At 59.0% G+C, this 26595-nt stretch carries 22 protein-coding genes and 2 tRNA genes; 12 read left to right on the top strand and 12 right to left on the bottom strand.

The genetic code is table 11. The features are described from left to right. Nucleotides 1-1509 precede the first annotated feature (1509 nt). The 5 genes from VEH04_19530 to VEH04_19550 form a co-directional block, all read right to left on the bottom strand. Nucleotides 1510-1599: transfer RNA gene (locus VEH04_19530), tRNA-Ser, on the bottom strand. 263 nt (nt 1600-1862) lie between these two features. After that, entirely contained in the window at nt 1863-2360 is a 498-nt protein-coding gene (locus tag VEH04_19535) for a hypothetical protein (GenBank protein HYG24967.1), read from the bottom strand. Nucleotides 2361-2482: 122 nt separating this feature from the next. Then, nucleotides 2483-3949, bottom strand: a complete 1467-nt coding sequence (locus VEH04_19540) for a DUF1501 domain-containing protein (GenBank protein HYG24968.1) — start codon at nt 3947-3949, stop codon at nt 2483-2485. A gap of 16 nt (nt 3950-3965) precedes the next feature. After that, complete coding sequence (locus VEH04_19545) at nt 3966-9074, bottom strand: DUF1800 family protein (GenBank protein HYG24969.1); 5109 nt, start codon at nt 9072-9074, stop codon at nt 3966-3968. A 161-nt stretch (nt 9075-9235) separates the two neighbouring features. Next, a tRNA-Val gene (locus tag VEH04_19550) sits at nt 9236-9310 on the bottom strand. An 86-nt stretch (nt 9311-9396) separates the two neighbouring features. Here VEH04_19550 and VEH04_19555 point away from each other — a divergent pair. Continuing rightward, the gene (locus VEH04_19555) at nt 9397-9882 is read left to right on the top strand and encodes a PTS sugar transporter subunit IIA (protein ID HYG24970.1); all 486 of its coding nucleotides are present in this window, start codon (nt 9397-9399) and stop codon (nt 9880-9882) included. Nucleotides 9883-9912: 30 nt separating this feature from the next. On the opposite strand, the gene VEH04_19560 is transcribed toward VEH04_19555, so the two are convergent. From VEH04_19560 to ruvX, 5 genes are read right to left on the bottom strand one after another with little or no spacing between them, the layout of a single operon-like run. Beyond that, nucleotides 9913-10251, bottom strand: coding sequence for a P-II family nitrogen regulator (locus VEH04_19560; protein ID HYG24971.1), 339 nt, complete (start codon nt 10249-10251; stop codon nt 9913-9915). A 3-nt stretch (nt 10252-10254) separates the two neighbouring features. Continuing rightward, the gene (locus VEH04_19565; GenBank protein HYG24972.1) at nt 10255-11667 is read right to left on the bottom strand and encodes an ammonium transporter; all 1413 of its coding nucleotides are present in this window, start codon (nt 11665-11667) and stop codon (nt 10255-10257) included. A 54-nt stretch (nt 11668-11721) separates the two neighbouring features. Continuing rightward, on the bottom strand, nt 11722-12186 hold the full coding sequence (locus tag VEH04_19570; protein ID HYG24973.1) for a tRNA (cytidine(34)-2'-O)-methyltransferase: 465 nt from the start codon (nt 12184-12186) through the stop codon (nt 11722-11724). Nucleotides 12187-12192: 6 nt separating this feature from the next. Beyond that, nucleotides 12193-13023 (bottom strand): tRNA pseudouridine(38-40) synthase TruA, encoded by an 831-nt coding sequence (gene truA, locus VEH04_19575; protein ID HYG24974.1) that lies wholly within the window; start codon nt 13021-13023, stop codon nt 12193-12195. Then, nucleotides 13020-13439 (bottom strand): Holliday junction resolvase RuvX, encoded by a 420-nt coding sequence (gene ruvX, locus VEH04_19580; GenBank protein HYG24975.1) that lies wholly within the window; start codon nt 13437-13439, stop codon nt 13020-13022. Before ruvX ends, truA begins: the two co-directional genes overlap by 4 nt. Nucleotides 13440-13631: 192 nt before the next feature. Between ruvX and VEH04_19585 the strand changes: the two genes are divergently transcribed. The 3 genes from VEH04_19585 to VEH04_19595 are packed head-to-tail and all read left to right on the top strand — an operon-like array spanning nt 13632 to nt 14585. After that, a complete protein-coding gene (locus VEH04_19585; GenBank protein HYG24976.1) occupies nt 13632-14027 on the top strand; it encodes a hypothetical protein in 396 nt (131 codons plus the stop codon). Next, nucleotides 14020-14286 carry a DUF5985 family protein gene (locus VEH04_19590; protein HYG24977.1) on the top strand — a complete coding sequence of 89 codons (267 nt, stop codon included), beginning with the start codon at nt 14020-14022 and terminating at the stop codon, nt 14284-14286. Before VEH04_19585 ends, VEH04_19590 begins: the two co-directional genes overlap by 8 nt. Next, nucleotides 14283-14585: a DUF5985 family protein gene (locus VEH04_19595; GenBank protein ID HYG24978.1), complete on the top strand. Its 303-nt coding sequence runs from the start codon at nt 14283-14285 to the stop codon at nt 14583-14585. Before VEH04_19590 ends, VEH04_19595 begins: the two co-directional genes overlap by 4 nt. Before the next feature lie 53 nt (nt 14586-14638). Here VEH04_19595 and VEH04_19600 read toward each other — a convergent pair whose 3' ends face one another. Then, complete coding sequence (locus VEH04_19600; protein HYG24979.1) at nt 14639-15811, bottom strand: radical SAM protein; 1173 nt, start codon at nt 15809-15811, stop codon at nt 14639-14641. 34 nt (nt 15812-15845) lie between these two features. Between VEH04_19600 and VEH04_19605 the strand changes: the two genes are divergently transcribed. Next, the gene (locus VEH04_19605) at nt 15846-16277 is read left to right on the top strand and encodes a hypothetical protein (GenBank protein ID HYG24980.1); all 432 of its coding nucleotides are present in this window, start codon (nt 15846-15848) and stop codon (nt 16275-16277) included. Nucleotides 16278-16363: 86 nt separating this feature from the next. Then, nucleotides 16364-16813 carry a DUF5069 domain-containing protein gene (locus VEH04_19610; protein ID HYG24981.1) on the top strand — a complete coding sequence of 150 codons (450 nt, stop codon included), beginning with the start codon at nt 16364-16366 and terminating at the stop codon, nt 16811-16813. Between the two features lie 42 nt (nt 16814-16855). Here VEH04_19610 and VEH04_19615 read toward each other — a convergent pair whose 3' ends face one another. Then, nucleotides 16856-18022, bottom strand: coding sequence for a Gfo/Idh/MocA family oxidoreductase (locus VEH04_19615; GenBank protein ID HYG24982.1), 1167 nt, complete (start codon nt 18020-18022; stop codon nt 16856-16858). 220 nt (nt 18023-18242) lie between these two features. Between VEH04_19615 and lpxD the strand changes: the two genes are divergently transcribed. From lpxD to VEH04_19645, 6 genes are all read left to right on the top strand, one after another. After that, on the top strand, nt 18243-19274 hold the full coding sequence (gene lpxD, locus VEH04_19620; protein HYG24983.1) for a UDP-3-O-(3-hydroxymyristoyl)glucosamine N-acyltransferase: 1032 nt from the start codon (nt 18243-18245) through the stop codon (nt 19272-19274). 157 nt (nt 19275-19431) lie between these two features. Next, nucleotides 19432-20502: an ATP-binding protein gene (locus tag VEH04_19625; protein ID HYG24984.1), complete on the top strand. Its 1071-nt coding sequence runs from the start codon at nt 19432-19434 to the stop codon at nt 20500-20502. An 8-nt stretch (nt 20503-20510) separates the two neighbouring features. Next, entirely contained in the window at nt 20511-21482 is a 972-nt protein-coding gene (locus VEH04_19630; protein ID HYG24985.1) for a metallophosphoesterase, read from the top strand. Nucleotides 21483-21585: 103 nt separating this feature from the next. Next, nucleotides 21586-21810 (top strand): hypothetical protein, encoded by a 225-nt coding sequence (locus VEH04_19635; GenBank protein HYG24986.1) that lies wholly within the window; start codon nt 21586-21588, stop codon nt 21808-21810. 187 nt (nt 21811-21997) lie between these two features. Then, nucleotides 21998-23179: an alanine racemase gene (gene alr / locus VEH04_19640; GenBank protein ID HYG24987.1), complete on the top strand. Its 1182-nt coding sequence runs from the start codon at nt 21998-22000 to the stop codon at nt 23177-23179. Continuing rightward, on the top strand, nt 23176-26571 hold the full coding sequence (locus VEH04_19645; GenBank protein HYG24988.1) for a histidine kinase: 3396 nt from the start codon (nt 23176-23178) through the stop codon (nt 26569-26571). The genes alr and VEH04_19645 overlap by 4 nt, the downstream gene beginning before the upstream one ends. The last annotated feature ends 24 nt before the right edge of the window (nt 26572-26595 follow it).

The raw sequence follows: 26595 nt of genomic DNA on the forward strand, positions 1-26595 counted from the left end.
CGCCTACGGCTCCAGGGACTCCGTTCCACCGAAGGGGGTGGTTTCGAAAGGGTTGAAAGATGACACAGAGATGAAAACAAAACCGGCAGGCACAGTGATTTCTAATTGTCACTGAAGTGAAGAATAATTGTCATTGAACAAGCTCGGGAATATGCTAACTACAACAAATGGAAGGTTCTGGAAGTATATGATCTTGCAGGGACTTCGGGCAAAACGGTAGTGGATCATCCGGAAGCGAAACGAATGATGGCTGACATCAAGAGGGGGCACATCACGGGTCTGATTTTCTCAAAACTTGCTCGGGTGGCCCGTAATACGAGGGAGCTACTCGAGTTTGCGGACTTCTTTCGGCAGCACAACGCCGACATGATCTCCCTTCAGGAGAAGATCGACACGTCATCGCCTGCCGGTCGGCTATTTTACACGATGATCGCTGCGATGGCTCAATGGGAGCGGGAAGAAACGGTAGATCGGACGAAAGCATCCATCGCTGTTCGCGCAAAACTCGGCAGCCCTTTGGGCGGACCAGCGCCGTATGGGTATGAATGGCGTGGTAAAAAGCTGGTCCCGCATCCGGAGGAGAAGCTGGTTCGCAAGCTCATGTATGATCTTTTCCTTCAGCACCGGCGCAAGAAGACTGTGGTTCGGTTGCTTAATGAGGCCGGCCACCGCACGCGGAAGGGGGCAAAATTCACGAGCAAAACGGTGGCGCGCCTGCTTCAAGATCCAACAGCAAAGGGGGTTCATCGCGGGAACTATACCACTCGTAACGGGCAAACGAAACGGTGGGAACTGAAGCCGGAAAGTGAATGGTGCCTCAACGAGGTTGAGCCCCTGGTATCCGTTGAAATCTGGACGGAGTGCAACCGCCTTATCGAAGAATCGCTTTCGAAGCAGAAGCGCCCTGCAAAGATTCCCACGCATATTTTTGCAGGCGTCGCATTCTGCGAATGCGGCGAAAAGATGTATGTCCCTTCGAATAGTCCAAAATACGTTTGCCGCGCTTGCCGCAACAAGGTGCCAGTCCAGACCCTCGACGCATTCTTCAGAGAGGAGATCAAAGAGTATTCAGTAGCGCCTGAACCGATTGCGGAATACTTGCGCGATTCAAATCGAACAGCGGCCGAAAAGGAGACCCTATTGCAGGTCCAGCGGGCAGAACTCGTTCGGCTGCAGAAGGAGATTAAAAAGACCTACGACCTATACCAACAGGAAAAGCTGGACGCAGACGCATTTGGTCGATTCTTCACGCCTTTAGAGGAACGCCGAAAGCAGATTGAAGCGGAACTGCCCCGCTTGGAGGCAGAACTGGATGTGATGCGTGTTAAGACGCTTTCATCGGAGGAGGTCGCCCTTCGAGCACGAGCGCTCTACGACAAATGGGAGTCGATGGAACCTTCCGAAAAACGCGCGATCGTCGAATTGATCACCGACAAGATGGTGATCGGGAAGGACGAAATCACCGTAAGTCTCTGCGAGCGTTCTTCTTGTAAGGAAATGGCAAATGGGTGGCGGAAGGGGTGGGATTCGAACCCACGGTACGGTTACCCGTACTTCTGATTTCGAGTCAGATGCCTTTAACCACTCAGCCACCCTTCCAACCGGTTCGGCGCCGTCCTCGGATTCGCGGCGCAAGAACGGCTTCACTATGGCAGAACATCGTCGCCGGGCAAGTTGAAGTTGGCAGGCCGCGAGGTCACGGGCGCTTCTCGACACTCGAGGAAAGGGCGGGAAGATGAGGGGCGTTAAGCCCTCTTCCCCAGCCCCCGCTCCCGCTCCTGCGTCGCAGGCGAGGGGAGAAAACAGGGGTGCGCGCATGGGAGGGGGAGAAAACAACTCCAGTGTTTAGATGCGCCCTGAGGTCACTCCTCCTGTTGTGCGGGCGTCCGCGCCGTGCCATTGGTCCTGGAGCGTTCGGTTGTTTCGAACAGGCTCGTTGGATTCAGATCGTCCCTGCGGCGGAACGAACCGTCGGCATTTCGATGAATGTCGTCTTCCGTCCAAAGCTTCCCGTCTGGTCCGGCAGAACGAAGCTCGTAGCGTCCGCCCCCAACCGCATGGAAAAACAACGGGACACCCCAGCGGTCCACGAGCTGGCCGCGAGCGTTGAGCGCTCGGTGTCGATCCGACATAAATCGCTCATTCGCGCCATCGCTGCCGCGCAACAGCGCAGCCCAGTCCTCGTTGGCGCTTAATGGACGGTTTCCCGCCGACTTCAGCAGCAACAGCGAATTCTCCATCAGGCGCGACATCAATGTCAGATCGTGTTCCGGCGCGACGTCCGGCCTCCCGTAATCGCTGAGGATGGAATCGCCGATCGGCTGCGCGGGCGATTCGTTTGCCGGAAGCCGGGGCGTCATGGAACCGGTTTCCAAAGGGGAAGCTTCCTGTTCGTTTGGAGCTCCCAACGGAGCCGGCCGTGTCATTGCGCAGCGCATCGCCACGATGGCAATTGCAACGAGCAAGAGAATGAAGAGCCGTTTCACGGCAGGACAAAGCCAAGGGGCGCCGATCCCAGCGCGGGATTCCAGAAGTTTGCAATATTGGGCAGCACGTAGCCCATGTTGCCCGCCGAGACTCCAAACCAGCGCAACAGTTCCGCGAAATACAAATCAGCCGCAACACCGGGGAGCAGGCGGCCGCCACGGCCGACGTCGTCGGGCCCGTCCAACGCGAGGTCGGGATACGTGCCGAACACTTTTCCGCCGTCCACTTTCCCGCCGAACACCATGGCATTCGCGCCCCATGCGTGATCGGTTCCGCGGCCATTGGATCGAAGTGTCCGGCTGAAATCCGAAGCCGTGAATGTAATGACGTCGTCCTGCAGTCCCACCATCTCCAGGGCGCGCTGATAGGCACCGATCGCGGAGTCCAGCACGCCCAGCATGCCGGCCTGGGTTTCCAGCAATTCGCCGTGATGATCCCATCCGCCGTACTGCACGAAGAACGTCTGGCGCCGCAAGCCGAGTTGATTCCGAATCTTGATGGTCTTCACCACCGCCTTCAACGTCGTTGCCACATAATTCGCGGGCGGAAAGAGCGCGTCCACAGCGGCGCCGAGCTGCGCATTTGAGGAATCGAACTGTTCCTGGAAAAGTTGCTGGGCGTCGTCGCTCTGCCGCGTGAGTTGCGCGAAGCTTTCTGTCAGCAGATTGCTGTAGGTCTGGTCCAGGGTGTTGCGCAACGCCGAATTCTTGATTTGAAGTGGATTCGGGTTGGCGCCGCCCGTGTTGCCTTCGAACGACAAGGCGCCCGACGGAGTGACGACGAACTGCTGGGTTGAGTTGCCGACCTGGAACACGTTGTTGCCGCCGAGCGAGATGCTCATCGAGTTCGCCCCGCTGTTGTAGTAACTGTGCAGGATGTCGGCGCACCTCCCGGCCCAGCCGCTCAATTGTGACATTCCCTGCGGCACTGCGGTCTGCCATTGCTCGATCTGGTCGCTGTGCGAGAACAACGCCTTGGGCACGGGAAGCGCGGCGTTCTGCCCGTTCTCCCACGCGTTGAACTGCGCTTTTGTGACGGGTTGAACGAGTGTTCCTACATTGGCGACGAATGACAGTCTGCGTTTGCCCGCGAATGAACCGGTTCCATTCGCCATTGCCTGCAGGTTCGCGCAGGCCGGGTGCAAACCGAAGGCTGCGGACGGCGCGGCAAGCTGCCGAAGGGCTGCGCGTTCGAGCGCGAGGCCGCCATCGGTGCCAAATGCACCGCGGGAGATTGCGTAGGTGTTGTATGCGGATTGTTCCCAGGGGACGAGCACGTTGAAGGAATCCATGCCGCCGCTCAGGAAAATGCACACGAGCGATCGATTATCGAGTGGACCGCTTTGCGCCGTGACGCTGTTGGCCAGCTTGAGGTTGAGCAGCGTGTTGAGCACTGCGGAGGATCCAACGGCGGCGCAGTTCAGTTGTTTCAGGAATCCGCGGCGTGAAATGGTTTTGCGCATGATCGAGGTCGAGGAGTTAACGTTGGATGGCGCCTTCCGGGGACGCGGCTGCGAGAAAAACAGCCATTCGGATCCGCAGCAGCCTGTCCGTCGTCGGTATTTGATTGATGGCTGCGAGAAGGTGGTCGCGCGTTGCAGATGACATGACGCCGCCGCAGAAGAGGAGACCGACCTGATCCGCGAGCGCGGCGCTGTCACCTGCGAATGGAAGCAGGTCTGCGTAATCCGGTGGGAAACGATAAACGTCGTAGAGCTTCAACCCTTCACACGTGATTTCCCAAAGCTTGTTCGGGAACGAAATGCTCGAGTAACTGTCGGTGATTTGAAACGCGGGTCCCACCAAACCATGCTGGGTGAGCAAACCGGGCGGCTGATAGCCTGGACGGAAGAAGTTGAAGACGCTCGGGGAAAAACCCGGTTCCTGGAATGCAGCAGCATTGAACTCGCCCCAGCTCCACCAAAGCAAATCCTGATGCTGATGCAGCCGCGCGACGCGGGCGATCGCCATCGCGCGATGAACGGGCTCTTTCAAGCGCCCGAATTCACGCGCGCCTGCGAACCATCGCGGATGCCGGGCTTCCTCGTCCATGAGAATGGCGCGGACCACTGCGCCCAGATCCCCGCGCTGTCCTGCGCCGTTGTCTCGAAACGCTGATGCGACACGCGCGACGTAGCCGGTGGACGGATTGCTGGTGACCATGAACTGGATCAATTGCCGGGAGACAAATGGCGGCGTATTCGGGTGATCGAACAAATGACGCAATGCGTCGTCCACATCACGGATTCCGTTTGCCACAGTCGGAGTGCGCGCGGGAATTACGAATCCGTTGAGCAGCGTTTTGATTCCAAAATCGTGCTTGTCCGCCCACATCTGCATCGGCACGGAACAATCATCGTCGCTCCAGCCGCCGTTTCCCCATGCCTGTCCGCCGAACCACAAGCCCGTGAACACCCGTGCGAATTCCGTGATCTGCGCGTTGCCGTAGGTGGGGATCGGCTGGCCGATCGGGTCCAGTTTGCGCGTGCCATCCAGGTTCAGTTCCCAAAGGCCGATCGTGAACAGTTGTTGCACTTCGCGCGCGTAGTTTTCATCCGGATATTGATTGATCTCCGGCCGCGCCTTCTGATTTCCGATGTGGCTCAGATAGCGGCCCATCACGGGATGAAAAGTCACTTCACGCAGCACATCGAAGTAATTGCCAAACGCCTTCCGCACGAAGATGTCGTAGAAATGGGTCATTGCGAGCGGCTTGTTTTCCAGGTTTGGATCTCGCCGCGAAGCCACCAGAATTTGGCTCAGCGCAAACGCCACGCGCTGGCGGAGTTGATCGGGCCCGGCGATGACCGCGCGGGCAAACGGCGTGGTCGCATTGTTGCCATTTACGAACTGATCCAGTTCGTTGAACGAATAGGTGAGGTCCGTGCGCGCTCCGTCGAAATCCGCATAGATATGTTCAATGTAGGGCCGATGAAGTGTCGGCGGCTGATTTGTGATTTGATCGCCGATCCAACCTTCGAGCCCGAGCTGCTGCACGCGATCCAGGTCGCGCAGGGTTGGCCCGAACGTTGCCTGTTGCAGTAGCCGAGCTGCCTGTGCCCGCGTGACCAAGCCTGTCCGCTCGAGCATCTGCTGCGCAAAGGCAGCATAGTCTCCCGCAACCAGCCCCGTGATTGAGCCGGCCGAGTTGATCATTGGGGTTGCGCCCTGAACGCTGTTTTGCCGATACGCGTCGCTCCCCAGCACCCCTTCGGCCCAGTCGGACACTCCGTCTCCATCACTGTCGCGGTCCTCGGTCGTGACCCGATAAAAGTCCTGTTGGCTGGAAGCGACGCGGTTTGTGAACTGTGCATGCACGACCCCTGAAGCCACCTGTAAATTTCCTTCGAACAGCGCCCAATTGGTCAACGAACCGCTAGTGTGAAGCGACTGGGTTTTCGCGGCGATGAACGGCCACCGAATCAACACGTCGTTCGTCAGAAGTGAAAGGTTCACGAACATTACGGACTCCTCATTGAAGGGATCGGTGCCGTCAACGGCCTCGCGAAAGTTGGAGACGCCGTCTCCATCGGCATCCTCGTGGAGCTGCAACCTGGCGGCTCCATAACGAATTTCCCACGCGTCGGGCAAGCCGCTGCCGTCGATGTCCTCACCTTCGGGCCACGCCGCCCCAGTGAATTGCGGCTTGCTTGTCGCCAGCAACGGATCCGACGCGTTCTCTCGCTCGAGTGAATCGGAAATTCCGTCGCCGTCCGTATCGGCAGCCCGAGGATTTGTGCCTGCAAGGAACTCGTCGCGATTGTTCAGGCCGTCGACGTCCGCATCCAGGATTGCATCCGAAGCCGAGAAGAGATTGAAATTGTGAGCTGTTTCCCAGACATCAGGCATGCCGTCCTTGTCACGATCGCGCGACGCCGCGAACTCGGGCAGGTTTTCCAGCGCGTTTGTCGTGATGAAGAGGCGGACGCCCTGATGCACCACCATGCTGCATGAACCGGGGATGCCGCCATAATCAACCCATGTCGCCGAACCGTTGTTCACCGCCGCATTGGCTGCAAAGGAGTTGGTGAACGAACGCAGGACAACCATGGTGTTGCTGGTTTGATTGGTGATTGAAAACGTCAACACCCATGCATTGCTGGCGGCGGCGCGCTGCGCGAGCAGGCGAAATTTCAAGCGCGATGACATGTCAGCTGGCCCGAAACCGCTGAATCCGAGCTTCGATTGCAGGTCAGCAGGCGGGTTGCCGTAGCTCGAATCCCAAATAGATCCCGTGGGCTGATTCGGAGAGCTGAAGCCGCCAATTCGTTCTGAATGAAACAAGTGGGTGATCGAACCATTGTAGTAGCGCAACGCCATTCCCAAGGTGCGCCAGTCGCTGCTAGCCGGGTTCCTCACAGCGAGTTCAAAAAGGAAATCCTCGTTCCACACATTCGCGGCCAGCGCACCCGAGCCGTGATCCCAAACCAGTTGCACGTTCTCGATCGTCCACTCCCAGCGATCGGGCGCATTACGAAACACGGGAACGTATCCAGCAAAACCTGGACTGTTCGTTGAATTAAACATGGGATCCAAGCCGCGCCGATTCTCCTCACGATCGCTTATTCCGTCGCCATCTGTGTCGGCAATGTTCGGATTGCTGGGAATCGCCGCGTTCAGTTCGTCATAGTCGGACAAGCCGTCGCCGTCGCTGTCTGCGTTGAGTGCGTTGGCAAGCGATTCAGCCGAGTCCAGCAGTCCGTCACTATCCGTGTCCGCCAGCCGCGGATTGCTTCCGCGTTGGAACTCTTGAAGGTTGCTTAACCCGTCGCCGTCAGAATCGGCCGCGCTCAAGGCCGCTGTGGCGGGCTGGAGCGTGTGTTTCATCTCGAACCATTCCGGAATTCCAGATGCATCGGCGTCGAGCGCCGCGTCGACAATTTGAAGTGCATGCACGCCGACGGCCCAGCCCTGGACATTTGTGACTGTGAGGGTGAAGTGCGATGACGTCTGGTTTGTAAACCGCACGAGGTTGCCTTTTTGAAAGCTGCCAGCGGCCGTTTTCAGTTCCGTGAAGGTGGCTTGAGGCGTTGTCGTTGTCGTGCGGAAAAAGTGATCCGTCGATGCATTCGAACCCAGCCGAATGCGGCCGCGTTGATCATCGTAAGACCCGCCCACCAGCACGTAAACGTCGTAGCGCGCGAAGGGAACATTGCTGACGCTGATCGTCAGGGGAACACTTGCTGATGCGCGCACAAAACCGTTCATCAACTTGCGGTCGGTCGTTCCGCTGTTGCGGCTCGAGTCACTCGCGTCGCCGCTCCAATTCAACCCAAAGTTCGTCACAACCAATCCATCGCTGCGCACAATGTGGTTCGCGATTGGTGACGCGATGTCTGCCTTGCTGCCGAGAGGACGATTCCAACTGCGGATCGGCGTGGTGACATTCCATCGAACCTGCGGCACAGGGCCGCCGATCTCGTTGGTTCGCAGCGCGCCTTCGATGTCATTTCCCGAAACAAACTGAATCCCTATGGCCCCGCGGAACAGTGTCGGCGAAACCGCTGCGCTGTTGGGATCGGTTCCGAGCCGTCGCTCCGTTGCATCTGCAAAACCGTCCTCGTCCGAATCGGATGCGAGAGGATTTGAAGACCCGGGACCTTTGACTTCATCCCCATCCGAAACAGAATCGCCGTCACTGTCGGTGAGAAGGGGATTGGTTCCCATGGTTCGCTCCTGGGCATCGCCGAGCCCGTCGTTGTCGCTATCGGCGTTGTAAACGTCCGTCGATTGTATCCCGTTGTTAAACTCCTGAAGAGCGGTCAATCCATCGCCATCGCGGTCGAAACCCCCGTCGCCCGGATCATTGTCGGAGAGGTGCATCTCCCGTTCCCACCAACGCGGCATCCCATCGAGATCGGCGTCTGCGAGTGCCTCTGTGTCCACTTCCAGACTTGCGAAGTCGAATTGGATCCATGCGCTGACCCCGGCAATGCTGGGGCCGGCGCGCACCCACTCGATCGTGTTGGGTCCGGCCGTGGCGGCCACGTTTGTCGCGGCGAAATCGAGCGTGATGCGGGTATCGCGGTCGATGCGGTTCGTGAATAGAAGTGTCGAGGTGCCGCTGCTGTTCCGGAAACGAACCACGACATCGTGCGCGCCAAATCCTTCGCCGCTCGCATTCACTGGCGCATTGGTCCAGATGCCGCCGTACACGAGTTCAAAGCTGAGTCGCAGGCGGGCGGTTGGATTGGCGTGGGCAGCCGACAGGAAAAAATGGGCGCGGTTGGTGCGATCCCCGGATGCGAGCGCGCGTTCCCATGCGAGCGAAGGTTCCGCAAAGGGGACTGGGAGAAGCGCAAGGAGGGCGTTGAACGCGGCGGGATAATTGCCGGCAAGATAGAAATCATCATCGCGATCGGGATTGGCGAGGGGATTGTACAGCGGATCGCCCGCAATACGCGTCACACGACCCGGTCTGGCATCGTTGACGAAGTTCTCCTGCGAAAACTCGTCGGTTGGATTGTAGGCCGACGCGGACGGATCTTCATCGATGCCGATCGTCCACAGCAGTTCAACGCCGGCATGTGCCGAGAGGGCCATCGCGAGAGCACAGGCTGCAACGATGCGGAATAAAAGCGGGGACATAAGACAACACGGAGTTTAGCAGATCGAGCGCCACTGGCGATCATTAGATGGGGGAAGTGCGATTGTCCGGGATTGAGACGCAGGCGAGGGGAAACAGAGTCACCAGGCGAGGTCGGCAGAGGACCGCAAAGCCTGACGGAACGAGGGCAGGTTTTGTTGGGTGGTGGGCGTTGAGGGATTCGAACCCCCGGCCTACTCGGTGTAAACGAGGTGCTCTACCACTGAGCTAAACGCCCGCAGGGCAACAAAGTAGCCACACCCGCGAACCCAACGCGAACGTTTTTTCTTCCCGGCCCGGCAAACGATCGTAACATCCACCCCCATGAAGAATTCCGGTCCTGTGGTGCTGAGCCAGTTGATTCCTCCTGCCTGCATCGATTTGAATTTGCAGAGCAAGGACCGCGACGGTGTCCTGGGCGAACTCGTCAATCACATCCCCGCCCTGGTCAACCAACCCGAGGCCAAGATCACGCTGTTGCGGGCGCTGCACGAACGCGAGCAACTCTACAGCACCGGAATCGGCGACGGCATCGCTCTCCCGCACGCGCGCAACGCACTGGTCGGCATGGTGAATGACCCAGTAATCGTCTTTGGGCGTCATGCAACCGGGATTCCATATGGCGCGATCGACGGCATTCCGGCGCGGCTGTTTTTCCTGCTGGTCGCGCCGACGGTCACCCAGCATCTGGCGGTGTTGGCGCGGATCAGCCGGCTTCTGCGCGATCCGCAGGTGCGGCAGGGATTGCTCTCAGCGCCCGCTCCTGACAAGGCGCTCGATGTCATCCGTGCCGCAGAGGCGCGGCTTTAGATCGAGGCGATCGCGGGTCCGCGAAGGGACTTAAACGGCGGCTTCACCTTGTTCATCGGTCCGAATGCGGATCGCGTTGTCGACGGGAAAAACGAAGATTTTGCCATCGCCAATTTTTCCCGTTCGGGCTCCCTTTGTGATCGCGTCGACGGCGGGTTTGACCTGCGCCTCGGAAAGGACGAGTTCGATTTTGATTTTGGGGAGAAAATCCACTGTGTATTCGCTGCCGCGATAGATTTCCGTATGCCCTTTCTGGCGGCCGAATCCCTTGACCTCGGTGACCGTCATGCCTTGGATGCCGAGCTCGCTCAGCGCTTCCTTCACTTCGGTCAATTTGAAAGGTTTGATGATGGCTTCGATCTTCTTCATAAATCACCTTGAATCGTTGTAGGCGCTTTCGCCGTGCTGGGTCAGGTCCAATCCTGAATCCTCGTCTTCAGCCGAGACGCGCAGACCGACGACGAGGTTCACGATTTTCAGGATGAGAAAAGTCGCGATTCCGGAAAGCGCCGCGGTGAACAGTATGCCGCGCGCCTGATTGAGCAACTGGGTTCCGCTGCCCGCGAGCGAAATCGGCGTGCCGTTGGGCTGGAACGCGGTGCCGATCGCGGCGTTGACTTCGGTGCTGGCGAGGATCCCCAACAGGAGCAGGCCGGTTGCGCTGCCGACGCAATGAACGCCGAAAACGTCCAGCGAATCATCGTAGTGGAATCGCGCCTTCAGCTTGGAAACCGCGAAGTAACAAGCCACCCCGCCGCAAAGTCCGATCAGGAACGCGGATGGAATCGTGACGAAACCAGAGGCGGGTGTGATGGTTGCCAGGCCAGCGACCATGCCTGAAGCCACGCCGAGGACGCTGGGTTTTTTCTTCAGCAGCCATTCCGTGAATGCCCATCCGAGCGCCCCCGCGGCGGCCGAGAAATGAGTGGCGGCGAAGGCACTCGTCGCGAGTGCGTTCGCGCCGGCGGCGCTGCCCGCGTTGAATCCATACCATCCAACCCACAGCAGCCCTGCGCCGATGAGGCTCAAGACGACGTTGTGTGGCAGCAACGGTTCGTTGGGAAAACCGATGCGTTTGCCCAGGACCATGGCGCAGACCAGGGCCGAGACTCCTGAACTGATATGCACGACGGTGCCGCCTGCGAAGTCGAGCAACGGGTATTTGCCGCCCAGCGCCCAGTTGAACAGCCCGCCCGAGCCCCACACCATGTGGCACAGCGGGAAATAAACAAGGGTGACCCAAAGAATCGTGAACAACACGTAGGCGCTGAACTTGATGCGTTCGGCAATTGCCCCGCTGATCAGCGCGGGAGTGATAATCGCGAACATCATCTGGAAAAGCATGAACGTTTGCTGCGGAATCGTGGCTGCATATTCAGCGTTGGGCGCCGCTCCAACCCCTTTGAGCATGAAGTATTGGCCGGGATTTCCGAAGAAGGCGTTCCCTGTTCCAAACGCCATGCTGTAACCGTACACCATCCAAAGCGCCGAGACCACGCCCATCAGGATCAGGCTGTGCGCCATCGTGGAAAGGACGTTTTTGCTTCGGACAAGTCCGCCGTAGAAGAGGATCAGGCCAGGCGCCGTCATCATCAGCACAAGCGCGGCGCTGACGAGCATCCATGCGTTGTCGCCTGAATCGATGGCAGGCACCGCCGCAGCCGCGCTGGCGTCTGCAGTTGCCGGAAGTGGAGAGTCCGCCGCCACCGCGGGGAAGCACAGTGTGGTGCAGAGAAGTGTTGATACCGCCGCAATGATGGAACCGCCTGAGATTCGGTTGCGCATGGCTCCCGGGTTAAACCACGTTTGCCCCGCACTGTCCACTCTGGATTGCCGCGGTTACTGACTTTCGGGGAGCCGCAATTGCCGCAACGCCTCAAACAACACGATGGCAACGCAGTTCGACAAGTTCAACGATCTTGCCTCCGGGTTGAACATGGGAATGCGCAGCCAGGATTGCGGGTGCTGCGCGAGCAACTGCGGCGGCAACCCGGCCGTTTCACGGCCGAACACGAGGTAATCGTTGCGTTCAAATTGGACGTCGCAGTAAACGCGTGGTCCGCCCGATTCCACCAACCAAAGCCGCGCGGCGGGATCGAGATGCGCCGTGAACCCGGGCCAGCCCTTCCAGCGATGCCAGGCGACGTGCTTCCAGTAATCCATTCCGGCCCGCTTCAACTGTGTATCATCCAGTTTGAACCCGAACGGCTCGATGAGGTGCAAGGTCGAGCGAGTCGCTGCGCAGAGGCGCGCTATGTTTCCGGTGTTGGGCGGGATCTCGGGTTGAAGGAGGACAATGTTCAACGCGTTTTAGCTTTCACTTTTGGCTCGCGCCGACTTGCGGTGGCGATCGTAAAACACTTTCCAAAGCACTAATCCATGCGCGGGTGCTGTCATTCCAGCGACGCGGCGATCCGCTTTGCGAAGCATCATTTCAATATCAGCAGCGACGAATTTCCCAAGTCCAACCTGCACGAGCGTGCCTGCAATCCCGCGGCACATTTTGTAGAGGAAGCCGTCGCCACGAATCGTAAAGATGACTTGCGGCCCGCGCCGGCGGACCTGGCAATGGGTTACCGTTCGCACGGTGGATTCCTTCTTGTACCCTGGATTGGACGAAAACGATTGAAAATCGTGGCGCCCGACGAACAGCTGCGCGGCTGATTTCATTGCATTGAAATCCAGCGGTTTCGGCACGTGCCACGCATGATGGCGAAGGAGTGGATTCATTGCCGCGTGGTTCCAAACGAAATACCGGTACTCTTTGCCAGAGGCGTCGAACCGTGCATGAAAATTCCGTTTCGCGAGGGACGCAGCTGTGACTCGGATATCATCGGGAAGATGCGCGTTGAGGGCGAGAACCAGCTTGCGGGGATCGATGCGGCACTCAGCGGCGGGAACGTCGAAATGCGCCACCATCGCAAGCGCGTGCACTCCGGTGTCCGTGCGACTTGAACTATGGACGCGGTGCGGGTGCGAAAAAATCCGGGCAATGGCTTGTTCGAGAATCGCCTGGACCCCCCTGCCAATCTTCTGAACCTGCCAGCCTTCGTAATGGGTGCCGTCGTAGGCGATTGTCAGGCGAAAGCGCCGCTGAACGACATCCCCTTGCGGAGAGGAATGGGAAACGGCCGGATTCAAGGCCGGAGATGCAGCGAGTCCAGGTAGCTTTGCAGCAGAATCGCGGCGGCGGTCTTGTCGACTTTCTCCCGCCGCTGCTCGCGCCGTACGTTGCCTTCGATCAGGAAACGCTGCGCCTGCGCGGAAGTGAGCCGCTCGTCCCACGTCCGGATGGGAATCGCGATATTCTCATTCAAGACGGCGACGAATTCCTGCGCCTTCAGCGCGGCGGGACCGTAGCTGCCATCCATGTTGCGAGGCATGCCGACCAGCACCAGGTCGACTTCCTTCTCGCGAATGATGACCTTGAGGCGCGCGATCAGTTCGGCGAACGGCTCCGCCGCAATGTATTCGAGCGGCTGCGCGATCATTTTCAATTCATCGCTGACCGCGACTCCGACACGTTTCGTACCGTGGTCCAGGGCGAGGATGCGCATGGAGTCAGGACCGGTGGGCGCAAGCGCGAGTGAAATTGGGAATGTGCATGACGCGCAGGTTAAGGCCGGTCGTGGCTGGGGGTCAATCGTCGCGACGCACGGCGGTGAAGCACAGTGGTGTTGCTAGGGTGAAACCCTACCGCGGGAATATGAGCTTGAAGAACCCGCGGGCATCGCGCGTAAGATGCCGCGGTGCCGCCTAATGATCTGCCCAGCGATGTGCAGCAGCTTTTGCGGGAGCATATTCGCTCCATCGAAACGCTGGAGATCCTGTTGTTGTTGCGCAGCGAACCGGACCGCGCATGGACTTGTTCGGCCGTTTACCAGCAGGTGCGAAGCAGCGAACGATCGGTTTCGCAGACTGTTGAGGACTTGTTCCAACGCGGTTTCCTGCAGCGGATCGAATCGCCGGAACGCACCTATCGGTTTGCACCCCAAAGCCCGGCGCTCCGCGAAGCGCTCGAAAAGCTTGCCCATCTCTACAGTGAGCGGCGCGTGCGGGTGGTGGAAGCAATCTACTCGGAACGTGTATCCGCGGTCGATGAGTTCGCGAAATCGTTCCGGCTCAGAAAGGATCCCAATGGCTGAAGTGGTGTATCTCCTCTGCGCTTTGACAAGCGTCTCGTGCACGGTGCTGCTGATGCGCGGCTACCGTCGCACGGGCTTGCCGCTTTTGTTCTGGAGCAGTGTCGCGTTCCTCGCGTTCGCGGTCGCGAACAGCCTGCTGTTCGTTGATCTCGTGCTGTTGCCGGAGACCGTCAATCTGCTGGTATGGCGGCAGGCATCGAACCTGGCGGGCGTGGTGCTCCTGCTTAACGGTTTAATCCGAACCCACGGAGATTTATGACACTTTCCGAGCTGAACCTGGTGTTGTCGGGCGCGATTTTCATCGGCTGCTGGGCGATAGGATTGTTCTTTTTCCGCTTTCAAAAACGGAAGGGGGATCGATTCTTCGGCTTCTTTGGCTGGGCTTTCTTTCTGCTGGCGTTCGAACGCGCTCTGCTCGTCGCAGTGAATCCGACAGACGAATTCAAGGCGTACATCTATTTGATTCGATTGGTGGCGTTCCTCTTCATCCTGTATGCGATCTATGACAAGAATCGCTCCTCGGAGGATTCCGAGCCGCGCGGCCCGGAGCGCCGCTGAGAGCAGGCGCGATCCGTCTGTTGATGAACAGAGGCGCCGCGGGGAAGGAGCAGCTAGACTTTCCCGATCCATTTGCGGTCTTCCCAAACCGCCTTCAGCGACGTGAAATTGCGGCGATCGAACACATTCTTTGCAGCGGACAGCAGCTTCCCGCGCTTGATGTTGTTGAATGCATCGCTCGCGCTGATCGCCACGAACTGGAGCACGCTGGGATCGCGATAACAATCAATCATGCACTTGGTGCAGCCGTCGCGGATCAGCTTGGAATCGTCCCACTCGTACACGTTGCACATCGGCTCGTGCCATGCGTGGCAGCGGTAGAGGTTGAGGTTCCAGTCGAGGTAGAAATACTTGTGTCCGCCCAGGCAGCCGAACTGTTCCTTCTCACCGCGCAGATGTCGCTGCATCTCGTTCAAGGATTCCATCGGGTTCACGACGGGATAGCCGCTGCGCTCCTTCATCTGCTTGATGCGATCGAACAGGCCGATCAATTCATCGCGTGAAAAGTTGACCAGTCCGCTGTCGCTGAAACTCAAATAGCTGCTCGCCAGGGACGTCAGCGGGTAGCTGAATGTGCAACTGCGGAAACCCAGGGTCTCCAGGAATTCGGGAAGCTTGTCATAATCGTCGATGAGGCGGCTCGCGGTGATGCTTGCGGTCGTCTGGATTCCAAGTTCGCCAAAGACTTCGTTGGCTCGCTTGATTTTGCGGCAGACATCAGGCAACCCGCGATTTTTTTCATGCTTCGAGACATCATGTGCGTCGATCGACATGATGACGCTGCTGAGGCCGTCGGAGGCGAGCGCCCGCATGTTTTCCTCGGTCCACAATCCCCCGTTCGTGCAGATCATCGGGCGCACGCCGCGTTCGGCCGCGTAGCGGGTCATGGCCCGCAGGTCGCGATGCACCATGGGTTCGCCGCCGACGAACAGCAGGTAACCGATGTGATTTTTAACCGCGATGTCGATGACATCTTTCGCCTCTTGCAGCGTTACGCTGCGGCGGGATTTGGGTTCAAACTTGGAACGGGCGAAGCCGCAGAAGCCGCAGTCGGCGTTGCAGATGTTCGTGATTGCGAATTGGAGATATCCGGGCCCGCCGTGCTGGAGCACCTCGCGGACGAGCTGAAAAGCGCTCTGCCGCGGGCGCACCACGGGGCGCGAAAAGTCCGCGGCGGGGGTCGCCTGCGCGGTCGGGGTTGAAGGATTCAGCGTGCCGGTGCTCATTTGGTAAACTTGGACATTCTGTGAATAAAAACAGGTGAAGCAATATTTCTTTCACCCCATAGCCGCGCTATTGTTCCACATGCGTTATCTGGTGAGGGCCCGGCTCAAGGCCGGCCGTGAACAGGCATTGCTGCAGGCGATCCGCGACGGAACGCTCGGAAAGGGGTCCATCGCTGGGGACGAATACCTCCACGATCTACAGAACGCCCGGCTGGGCACTGACGGTTCTGCCCAGTGGATCGAGACCTGTTTTTGTTCCGAGCCGCTGCAGGAGGAGCGGCCGTATTGGGAATCCTTCTTCGATTTGCTCAGCGTGGAGGACGCGCACGACCGCAAGAACTGCAAGCACGAGAACGGCTCCCGGCCGTTTGCGTGCACCGATTGCGACTGCACCCGCAAGCTGGAATGGCGGCTGAAGCAGAGCGGCCAGCCATTCCTCGCCAGCATCGAGGGCGGCGCGAAATAAACCTTCACCGCTTGCCAAACTCCCAGGTGGATGCAATTTGCGGCACGCTGGCAGAACGCCATCGTGAAAACCTGAACAACAAAACTATGTCAACCCAGACCATTGATCTTACAAAGCAAGCTCCGCGCAGCCCGCGGGTCCGGCTCGGCGGGTACGTCATCCTGCCGCGCATGCTGGACAAAGGCCGCGCCTCACTGACCGGCAAGAACGGCGAATACCATTACAACTGCCCGCTCGACCAGCGATTCGTGACCTTTGTCGGAATCGACCCCGAAGCCATGAAGAAAGAGCTCGCAGCAGGGAAGGGCGATGGAGAAATCCTCGAGTGGATTCGCGCGAACGCGAAGCTGCAACGTTCCGAGTGGGAAGTGGCGGCCTGGTCGTGTTTTCAGGAACAGCGCGGAACCAGTGACACGGAAGTCCGTGCGTACTTCAACGAACTGCATTCCAAGGCCGCCGGGAAGCGCAATGACATCACCACGTGGTTCGATCTTCTGGACCTGGATGATTACGTGAGCTTTGGCGGAAAAGCCTGAGTTTCGGCGGGCTTGAGGCGCAACTTGCGACGCGAGCCCGCATCATTCCAGCTTGATCCACTTGCCCGAAGCTGAAGATCGCTCAACCGCGTCGAGCACGCGCTGGTTGTGGAACCCGTCCTCGAAGGTCGGATGCACCGGCTTGTTGTCGATGCAGGCGTTGATGAAATCCGCGGCCACGTGCACGAACGTGTGCTCGTATCCGATGGGATGGCCAGGCGGCCACCAATGGCTGACATACGGTTGAACGTGGTCGCGCTGGGTCACGAGGATGTCGCGAAAACCCTGCCTGTCCTTGGGATCGTCGCCGTTGTAATACTTCAGCCGGTTCATGTCCTCGAAATCAAAGTACAGCGAACCCTTGCTTCCGTTGATTTCGATCGCGATGTGGTTGCGGCGGCCAAGAGCGTAGCGGGTCGCTTCGAGGTTCGCCAGAACTCCGCCCGCCATGCGGCCGATGAACATCGCAGAGTCGGGCGCGGTTACTTTTCCCATGCGGCGTGTCCCACGGGGCACGGGCGGGGCATTTTTTCCTGGCGGCTCCGCGATGGGGCGTTCGGGGATGAACGTATTTGTGATGCCGGAGACTTCGGTGAATTCACCCACGAGATAGCGTCCCAAATCGATGATGTGGGAATTGATGTCTGAATGGACGCCAGCCCCGCTCGTTTCCTTTTGCAAACGCCAGTCCAGGGGAAAATCGGGGTCGACAAGCCGATCTTGTGCGTATCGGGCGCGGAAATGGAAGATGCGGCCGAGGGTTCCGTCGGCAATCATTTTCCGCGCCAGCGCAATGGCGGGGATGCGGCGGTAGTTGTGGCACACCATGTGGACGGCGTGTGACTTTTGCGCGGCGTTCCACATCGCCTGCGCCTGTTTCAGGTTCAGGGCAAGCGGCTTCTCGCAAAGCACATGCTTGCCATTTTGCAGGGCTGCGATCGCGATTTCCGCGTGTGAGTCTGTCGGCGTGACGATATCGACAATATCGATCAGCGGTGATTCAACGACTTCCCGCCAGTCTGTTGCGGCGTTTTGCCATCCCAGCTGGACTCGCGCGGCCTGGACCGCGTTGGAATCGCGGCCGCAAATCGTGTGCATTTCCACCCTGCCTTTGAGTGGGAAGAACCGCGGGGCCTGCCGCCAGGCATTGGAATGGGCTTTTCCCATGAAGCGGTATCCGACCATTCCGACGCGAAGTGTCCGGGCCATAGAAAGTTGGGGTTGAATTAACGTCCGGCGACTTTATAGTGACCCTCGTTTTTCAAGTCAATCGGCGACTTCTTTTGAACCGTTGTTGCAGGGCAGGTTTCTCAACCTGCCGTTCGCCGGCTTCCAGTCTGCCGGTCGTGAACCGCGCCGGGCAGGTTCGGAAACCTGCGCTACTCGAGGAACGGACCGTTAAAGCAGGCCGCGGCCTGCGACAGAAACTATGCCTTTTACTGCCGCTGAAGTTGCCAAACATCTCCATGGCGAGGTTTTTGGCGATCCCGCAACTGTTCTCGCGGGTTTTGCTCCCGCCGATCGTGCCCAGGCCGGTGATCTGACATTCGCTGAAAATGGTGAATACCTGGCCCGAGCCGAGCAAAGCGCTGCCTCTGCGATTATCGTCGATGCCGACGTCTCTTCGTCCAAGGTCTTGATTCGTGTTCCCCATGCCCGCATTGCTTTTGCGCGGGTGCTGGCGTTGTTCTTCCCCGAACCCGTGCTCCCGGGAGGAATTCATCCGACGGCTGTCATTGCGTCCACGGCGCGGGTGGATCCCTCAGCGCACATTGGGCCTCATTGTGTTGTTGGGGACCAGGTGAAGATCGGCGCGCGCACACTACTGCAAAGTGGGATTCACGTGGGGGCAGACAGCCAGATCGGCGAGGACGTCAACATCTTCCCGAACGTTTCGATTTATCCCCGGACTGAAATTGGAAATCGTGTGCGGATTCACTCGGGAACTGTAATTGGCTCGGATGGCTTTGGGTATGTCCAGGACAATGGCATTCATCGAAAGGTGCCGCAGATCGGAAACGTGATCATTCGCGACGATGTGGAAATCGGCGCGAACGTGACTGTGGATCGCGGGGCTCTTGGACCGACGATCATAGGCAAGGGGAGCAAGATTGATAACCTGGTTCAAATTGCGCACAACGTCGTGCTGGGTGACGGATGCCTTTTGATCGCGCAGGTTGGAATTGCAGGAAGCACGAAGGTTGGAAACTACGCCGTGATTGCGGGCCAGGCCGGAATTGCAGGGCATTTGCGCCTTGGAAATCGAATTCAAGTGGCGGCGCAATCCGGGGTGATGAACCACATTCCGGACGGTGAAAAGTGGCTCGGTTCGCCTGCCCAACCCGATCGGCAAACCAAGCGGCAGATGATTGCCGTGCAGCATTTGCCTGAACTGTTGCGGCGGGTGGCAGAGTTGGAGAAGCAGCTCGAACAGCGGCCCGCTGCGCAGGATCGTTCGTAGGGAAAAACTCGTTAGTCATTGATTCGCAGGACTTAATCGAGTTTCATCCGGCCGTGATCCACCGTTCGAACCCAGTTCGGTCCGGCTGCAGATCCGCGAATTCGACAAACCTTGCTGCGGAGATCGCGGAAGCGAACACTCGACGCATGTTTTACCGATGTTGATTGAGAGCCCAGGCAGTTCTGGTACAGGCGGTCAGGGCACATTCGAAGCGATGCTGCGCGCCAGCATTGAGGCGGGCGTAATTGTTGTCGATCAGACCGGTTCTTTCACAGGCATCAATCCCGAGGCTGTGCGGATCCTCGGACTCTCGTCTGAGGCCAGATTGGATCTGGCGCAACTGCCGGATCCTTTGCGGCACCTGATTGAGGAAGCGCGGGACCAGCGCGTCGCAATCGTGAATCGCGTGCTCGTGCTTTCGCCCGCAGACGCGCAGCCTGTCCTTGCAGTGGCGAGCGCGGTGCCTTCGATCACTCCTTCGCGTCCCGCGACCATCGTGACCTTCCAGCTCGTGACGGCGCACGCTCATGCGGAGCAGAACGTGCGGCGGCTGGACCGGCTCGCAAGCGTGGGAACGTTGTCCGCGAGCATTGCGCATGAAATCAAGAATGCGCTCGTGGCGGTGCGCACGTTCGTTGAGCTTCTGCTGGAGAAGCATCCCGACACCGAGCTGGCTTCGATTGTGCGGCGCGAGATTGCGCGGGTGGATTCAATGGTCACTCAGCTCCTGCGTTTTTCCGCTCCATCGCAACCCCGCTTTGCCGCTGTCCATCTGCACAAGCTTCTCGACCATTCCTTGCGCCTTGTGCAACACGGGTTCCGTCACAAGACCGTGACCATGAAGATCGAGCTCAAGGCCGATCCCGACATCGTTTGCGGCGATGACTACCAGCTGGAGCAGGCGTTTGTGAACCTGCTGTTCAACGCGGTGGAGGCGATTGCGACGGAAGGATTATTGACGGTGCAAACGGATTTCGTTCGCGAAGGCGCTGGCAATGGACCGTGTTTGCGCATTCGAATATCCGACACAGGCGCCGGGATTCCGGCCGAGAAGGTTCCACACATTTTCGAGCCATTCTTCACGACCAAGCAGCATGGCACGGGTCTCGGGCTCGCAGTCACTCGCAAGATCGTGCACGAGCATCACGGAACGATCTCGGTGGAAAGCTCGGCGGGATCGGGAACGACCTTCACTGTGCTGCTGCCCGCAGGGAGCCCCGGTGTTTGAAGCAGGCGATGAATGGCAGCGTGACTGTTGGCGTTTGCAGCGACCTGCATTTTGCCGGCCTGGGTGAACAGGCGCGCGGCAGGGATTACGAATTCCGCGGCATAGCCAATCCCCTGGTGCGCCTTCTCCTCCGCGCCTTTCGCCGCTTCATCTGGCTGCGAAATCCGTTGGGAAACAATCCGTTGCTTGAAGTTGCTCTTGAAGGATTGGCGGATGCCGACTTTCTCGTGGCGAACGGCGACTTCTCTTGCGACAGCGCTTTTGTGGGCGTCAGCGACGACGCCGCGTTTGCGAGCGCGCGCGAGTGTCTCGACAAGCTGCGCGCGCGGTTTGGGGATCGATTCCGCGCCATTCCGGGCGACCATGAATTGGGGAAATTCAGCTTCGCCGGAAACCAGGGGGGAATGCGTCGGGCGAGTTACGAGCGCATGGTTGATGGGTTGAAGGTTCAGCCGTTCTGGCAGCACCGCATTGGACTGCACGTGTTGATCGGAGTGACGTCTTCGCTGATTGCACTCCCTGCGATGCAGTCCGAAATGCTGTCGGCCGAGCGTCCGTTTTGGGAGGCCTTGCGGGAGGAACATTTGCGCGACATCAGGGCTGCGTTCGAAGCATTGAGGACGGAGGAACGGGTTGTTTTGTTTTGCCACGATCCCACGGCGTTGCCGTTTCTGGCGCGCGAGCCGGTCATCCATGCGCGTCTTGGTCAGGTTCAGTGCACTGTCATCGGGCATCTTCACACGGCGCTTGTGTTTCGGATGAGCCGCATGCTGGCTGGAATGCCTGAGGTGCGATGGTTCGGTCATTCCCTCCGGAAAATGAGCCGCGCGCTTCGAGAAGCCAGGAACTGGCGGGGTTTCAATGTTCATCTCTGCCCATCGCTGTCGGGAGTTGAACTGCTAAAGGACGGAGGTTTTCTGACTCTCACCTTGCATCCGCAGCCATCGGTATTGGTGCGCCGCCACGCGATTCCGCGCTGACGCTGTGCATCTCCAACTTATTCACGCAATTGTAACAGGAATCGCTTCCCGAAATGAATATTGTGCGGGCGAGTTGGTCCAAACGCCGACAGAAAGGGAAGCTATGAAGTCGATTGTGGTCACATATCCGTATTTTCAATCCCTGCCGAAGGGGATCAAGGTGATGCTGATTGCGTCCGAGACCTTCTTTTTCAACGACGCTTCGGGGAAGGTCGCGCCCGCGCTGCCGGGAAAGGCGGCGCCGCGCCCGCAAATTGAAGCATGGCAGGGCGGTCCCATCGTGCCTGCACGGCGGCTTTCCGATGTGCAAACGTGGTGGAGAAACTGAAAGAGTGCCCGGACTGCGACGCCAAGGAGGTGGGGGTGGGGAACCCCGCTGAAGAAACGTTCACAGCCCGGACGCGCACACTTTGCCATAGGCCAATCCGTTTGTCGCACCTTTCTTTGCCGTTCGAGCGCTTTTTTCTTTCGGCTTTGCTCGACCTTGGAATCGAGGTAAACAGCAATGCACGAAAATGGATTCTGATCCGACAGTTTTTCCCCTTCGCCCCGCGTGGGTCGAGATTGACCTTGCACGACTCCGAACAAACCTTCGCCTGATTCGCCAGGACCTTCCACCACAGGTCAAGCTCCTCGCAGTTGTGAAGGATGAAGCGTATGGCCATGGAGCTGTCGAGGTGGCGCGCATCGCACTGGAGGAGGGCGCGCATGGGCTCGCACTGAGCACTCTTGAGGAAGCGATGACGTTACGGGAAGTCGGCATCACGGCTCCGTTGCTGTTGCTCGGCGAACGGCAGGAAGCGGAACTGCCGTGGTGCGTTCGACATCATCTCACGGTTTGCATCAACGAACCGCAGACATTGCGCAAGCTGGCGCGGCTTGCTGAGCAGGCGGAGACGCGATTGCCGGTGCACGTGAAGCTGAACACTGGAATGAGCCGCTATGGCGTCCGCTGGGATGAAGCGCTTCCGCTGATTGAGCAGGTGCTGGGACAAAAGGCTCTCGAGCTTGAAGGGGTGATGAGTCACTTCTCGCAATCTGACGAAACGGACAAGGGATTTGCCAATCTTCAGATTTCGCGCTTCGACGACGTCGTGAATGCATTAGAGACCCGCGGCATCCGTGTTCAGCAGCACCTCTGCAACAGCGGCGGTTTTCTGGATCTCCCTCACGCGCATCGCGACATGGTGCGTGTCGGCATTCTCATGTATGGAGTTTTTCCTTCGACCGTCTGCCGCCGCATTGAAGGCATCGAGCCCGTGATGTCGGTGAAAGCGCGGATTGCTGCCATTCAATCGTTGAAGCCGGGCGAAGTGGTTGGGTATGGAATGCGGTATACAGCGCCGTCTGCACGCCGCATTGCTGTGCTGCCCATTGGTTATGGCGATGGATTTCCGCGCGTTCGCAACACGGGTGGCGCGCTGATCCACGGGCAGCGAGCGCCGCTCATCGGCGGCATCGCAATGGATGCGCTCATGGTGGATGTCACGGACATCCCGCAGGCGCAGATGTGGGACGAAGCCGTCGTCATGGGGCGGCAGGGAAACGAGGAAATCACGGTGCATGATGTGGCGCGCCTGAAGAATTCTGTGAGCTATGACGTGCTGACGAGCTGGCGGCTGCGCCTGCGCCGCAAATGTGTCAACGGGGATGCAGCAACGCGTATCCAAGGTTCGCCAACTCTTGTTTCTGCATGACCCCGCAGTCCGCACTTCGACTGCGCCTATGGGAATGCCTCACGCGAGCATTCAGCAGGACGCTCATCTGGTGTGCGCTGCTTCCGTTGTTGTTTTGTGACGTCAACGCAGCGGAGAACCAGGATCGAATGGTGGTGCTGGCAGAAGACGGTGCGTGGACCTGGTTCAGTGATCCGAGGGCCTTGATGCACGATGGTGTCCTGTACTTGGGTTACGTCCGCAATACTGACGCGCGGACTGTGCTGAGAGCGTTCGACCCGCGGAATGGATCGGCGACAAACCTGTGGACGAGCAGTTTTGCCGAGCGCGATGACTTCAATGTTCCGAGCTTGCTGGCCCGCCCGGATGGGCGTCTCGTGGCGGCCTACTCGCGGCACGGGGCGGATCCGCACTTTTATTACCGCATCTCGCATACGACAAACCCGACCAATCCCGCGGCATGGGGACCCGAGCGTCGCAGCAGTGGTTCGGGCGCGGGAGTGCATTACGCGAATTTGTTTGCGGATGACACGCGAATGTTCAACCTGGTGCGCAACGAAAGCTTCAATCCCACCCTGTTCGTCTCCACGAATCTCGGTGAATCCTGGGCAAAATCGCAGATGTTTCTCCACACGGAACCCGCATCAGCCCGTCCTTATCTGAAGCTGTTCTCAAATTCAAACCGCGTCGACTTCATCTACACCGAAGGCCATCCGCGCGAGACGAAGACGTCGCTCTATCATCTATTCTACGCGGAGGGCGCGGTGCGGGACACGACGGGAACGGTGGTAAAGGATTGGGAAAGTCTCCCGCTGCTGCATCATTCGAATGAGGTGGGAAGCGTTGTGTATGCCTATCGGAGTGAACCCCAGGAAAACCCGCACCAATGGATTCCCGACGGGCGCCCCTGGTGCTGGGACGTTGCGCGCGGGGGAGACGGCCACCCTGTGTGCGTTTTCAGTGTCAGCCGGACGAATTCAACGGAGTGGGCCAATGGCCGCATCGCCTATTATTACGCGCGGTGGTCGGGAACGAACTGGGAGCGACGTTTCATCGCGCATGCGGGACGCCCGCTTTACGCGGCGGAACAGCAGTATGCGGCCGGGATCTGTCTGGATCCTTCAAACCCTAATGTCGTCTACCTTTCCAGCAATGCAGCCGAACCGTTTGGGGCATCCAGTCTTGATGATGTGCGTTTGCAGCACGACGAGCGTTATGAGCTGTGGCGTGGCGTAACATCCGATGGTGGTCTGACCTTTCAGTGGGAGGCAATCACGAGCGATTCGGCCGTGGATAATCTGCGTCCCTGTGTGCCAAAGGATTCCGACGCCGTGCTCTGGCTGCGGGGACGTTACTGGTCCTACACATCCTTCCGTTGCGAGGTCGTTGGATTGTTTTCGAAGGCAATCCCGAAAATGCCGGCAGCCACTCGCGCGTGGGGTGTGTTGACCAATGCTGCACAGGTTCGAACGCTGAGCGCGATCGAGGCTGCACGGAACTTTCCCGTGCGCCTGAGAGGAACGATCATCGCCGATCCGCAGTCGGGCGGGCAGAGCTGCGTGCTTATGGACGACACCGCGGGAATTTACGTTCAGGGTCCATCAGCAATGCTGGCCAACCTTCAGCGCGGCGATCTGGTCGAAATAGAAGGGATGACTGACCCGGGCGAGTTCGCACCGATTGTTTCGCTGCGATCTCTGCGGCGGCGGGGGCGGGCGGAAATTCCGCCGCCACAGGCCGTGACTTTTGAGCAACTGATCAAGGGCGAGCTGGACTCACAATGGGTCGAAGTGTCGGGAATTGTTCGCACGTGCGAAACGCTGATCGCCGATAGGAAATACCAGCTCGATGTTGCCACGGGCGGCGGACGGCTGGCGGTCCAGATCATCGGGCGATTCAATCCTGAGGCGCTCATTGATGCTGAAGTGCGTCTGCCTGGCGTGATTTTTTACCTGTTCAACAAAAGCCGGCAGGTGATCAGTCCCTTGCTGGTCGTGCCGACGGGCGCGGCGTTCACGGTTGAAAAAGCCGCGCCCGCAAATCCCTACGCCACACCCGTGCTGAATTCGGGAAACCTGCTGCGTTTCGCCCCCCAAGGGACCTACGGGCATCGCGTGCATCTGCGTGGCACCGTCATTCATCATGTTCCAGGCGAGATGTTGTGGATTCGTGACCAGGCTGGCGGGTTGCGCGTGCAGACCCGCCAGACCAACAGCCTGACTCCCGGACACCGCGTGGACGTTCTCGGCTTCCCGAGCCGGGGCGATTACTCGCCGGTGCTGGCGGACGCGGTATTTCGCAGCATCGGAGAGGAGGCGCTGCCAACACCGATCGTGCTGACCAACGCAGACCTTGCACTCAACCATGACGCAGACCTCATTCAAATCGAAGGCATATTAAATGGAAAGCAGTTGACGTCGGACGGATGGGCCTTGGTGATGCAAAGCGGCGACACGTCATGTCGCGCGCTGTTGCGACAGCGGCCCGGCGGTCCGCCCGATCAGGAATGGCTCCCTGGAAGCCTGCTGAAAGTCACGGGAATTTCGTCGGTCAGCATCGACCAGTCGCGGGTTGCGGGCATTGCGGAGCCGCGCTCGTTCGAGCTCCTGCTTCGATCGGCTGCAGACGTGGAATTGGTGCAGCCGCCACCCTGGTGGACGCGCGAACGAGTCGTGTGGATGCTGGCCGCAGTTGCGCTGGGATTGCTGCTGCTGATTGGATTTGTGATTTGGACTGCACGCGGCCGGCTTCGGGAGCAGGCCGTGCAGCGCAGCATGGCGGAAGGCCAGTTCACTGCAATCCTCAGCGAGCGCAATCGCATGGCGCGGGAGATTCACGATACATTGGCGCAGGGGCTCAGCGCGATTTCCATGCAACTTGAAGTCACTAAGAGCCGTTTGCCCGATGCGTCGCAGCCCGCAGCTCGATCGCTTGAGGAAGCGCATTCTTTGGTTCGGAGCAGCCTTGCCGAAGCCCGCAATTCCATTTGGAACATGCGATCGCAGGTTCTCGAAAACAACGATCTCAGCGCTGCGCTGCGGCGGATCCTTGAGCAGCTCACGAGCGGAACGGGTGTGGATGGACGCATTCGCACGACTGGCAGAACGCGCCGGCTGCCGCCCGTGACGGAGAACAACCTGTTGCGAATCGGGCAGGAAGCCATCACGAATGCGGTCGCCCATGCCAAGGCACGAAAGATTGACGTTGAGCTGGAGTTTCGCGACAAAGAGATCCGCCTGCGTGTGGCCGACGATGGATGCGGCTTCGATGCCGAGCATCCGCCGCGCAGCGAAAGTGGTTTTGGGCTGGTGGGAATGCGCGAACGTGCCGCCGAATTGCACGGGGCGCTCACGTTGCAAACCAGTCCCGGCCGCGGAACTGAGCTGACCCTGCTCGTCCCCGTTGCTGTGTAGTTGCCGTCTATGTTGTTGAACGTA

The sequence above is a fragment of the Verrucomicrobiia bacterium genome, assembly GCA_035629175.1.
GTDB lineage: Bacteria > Verrucomicrobiota > Verrucomicrobiia > Limisphaerales > DASXHY01 > DASXHY01.

Bases quoted from the DNA above. Each gene is read 5' to 3' on its own strand.
- VEH04_19535 (HYG24967.1), bottom strand. From the start codon at position 2,360: ATGACGCCCCGGCTTCCGGCAAACGAATCGCCCGCGCAGCCGATCGGC.
- VEH04_19540 (HYG24968.1), bottom strand. From the start codon at position 3,949: ATGCGCAAAACCATTTCACGCCGCGGATTCCTGAAACAACTGAACTGC.
- VEH04_19545 (HYG24969.1), bottom strand. From the start codon at position 9,074: ATGTCCCCGCTTTTATTCCGCATCGTTGCAGCCTGTGCTCTCGCGATG.
- VEH04_19555 (HYG24970.1), top strand. From the start codon at position 9,397: ATGAAGAATTCCGGTCCTGTGGTGCTGAGCCAGTTGATTCCTCCTGCC.
- VEH04_19560 (HYG24971.1), bottom strand. From the start codon at position 10,251: ATGAAGAAGATCGAAGCCATCATCAAACCTTTCAAATTGACCGAAGTG.
- VEH04_19565 (HYG24972.1), bottom strand. From the start codon at position 11,667: ATGCGCAACCGAATCTCAGGCGGTTCCATCATTGCGGCGGTATCAACA.
- ruvX (HYG24975.1), bottom strand. From the start codon at position 13,439: ATGCGCATCCTCGCCCTGGACCACGGTACGAAACGTGTCGGAGTCGCG.
- VEH04_19590 (HYG24977.1), top strand. From the start codon at position 14,020: ATGGCTGAAGTGGTGTATCTCCTCTGCGCTTTGACAAGCGTCTCGTGC.
- VEH04_19595 (HYG24978.1), top strand. From the start codon at position 14,283: ATGACACTTTCCGAGCTGAACCTGGTGTTGTCGGGCGCGATTTTCATC.
- VEH04_19600 (HYG24979.1), bottom strand. From the start codon at position 15,811: ATGAGCACCGGCACGCTGAATCCTTCAACCCCGACCGCGCAGGCGACC.
- VEH04_19610 (HYG24981.1), top strand. From the start codon at position 16,364: ATGTCAACCCAGACCATTGATCTTACAAAGCAAGCTCCGCGCAGCCCG.
- VEH04_19615 (HYG24982.1), bottom strand. From the start codon at position 18,022: ATGGCCCGGACACTTCGCGTCGGAATGGTCGGATACCGCTTCATGGGA.
- lpxD (HYG24983.1), top strand. From the start codon at position 18,243: ATGCCTTTTACTGCCGCTGAAGTTGCCAAACATCTCCATGGCGAGGTT.
- VEH04_19625 (HYG24984.1), top strand. From the start codon at position 19,432: ATGTTGATTGAGAGCCCAGGCAGTTCTGGTACAGGCGGTCAGGGCACA.
- VEH04_19630 (HYG24985.1), top strand. From the start codon at position 20,511: ATGAATGGCAGCGTGACTGTTGGCGTTTGCAGCGACCTGCATTTTGCC.
- VEH04_19635 (HYG24986.1), top strand. From the start codon at position 21,586: ATGAAGTCGATTGTGGTCACATATCCGTATTTTCAATCCCTGCCGAAG.
- alr (HYG24987.1), top strand. From the start codon at position 21,998: ATGGATTCTGATCCGACAGTTTTTCCCCTTCGCCCCGCGTGGGTCGAG.
- VEH04_19645 (HYG24988.1), top strand. From the start codon at position 23,176: ATGACCCCGCAGTCCGCACTTCGACTGCGCCTATGGGAATGCCTCACG.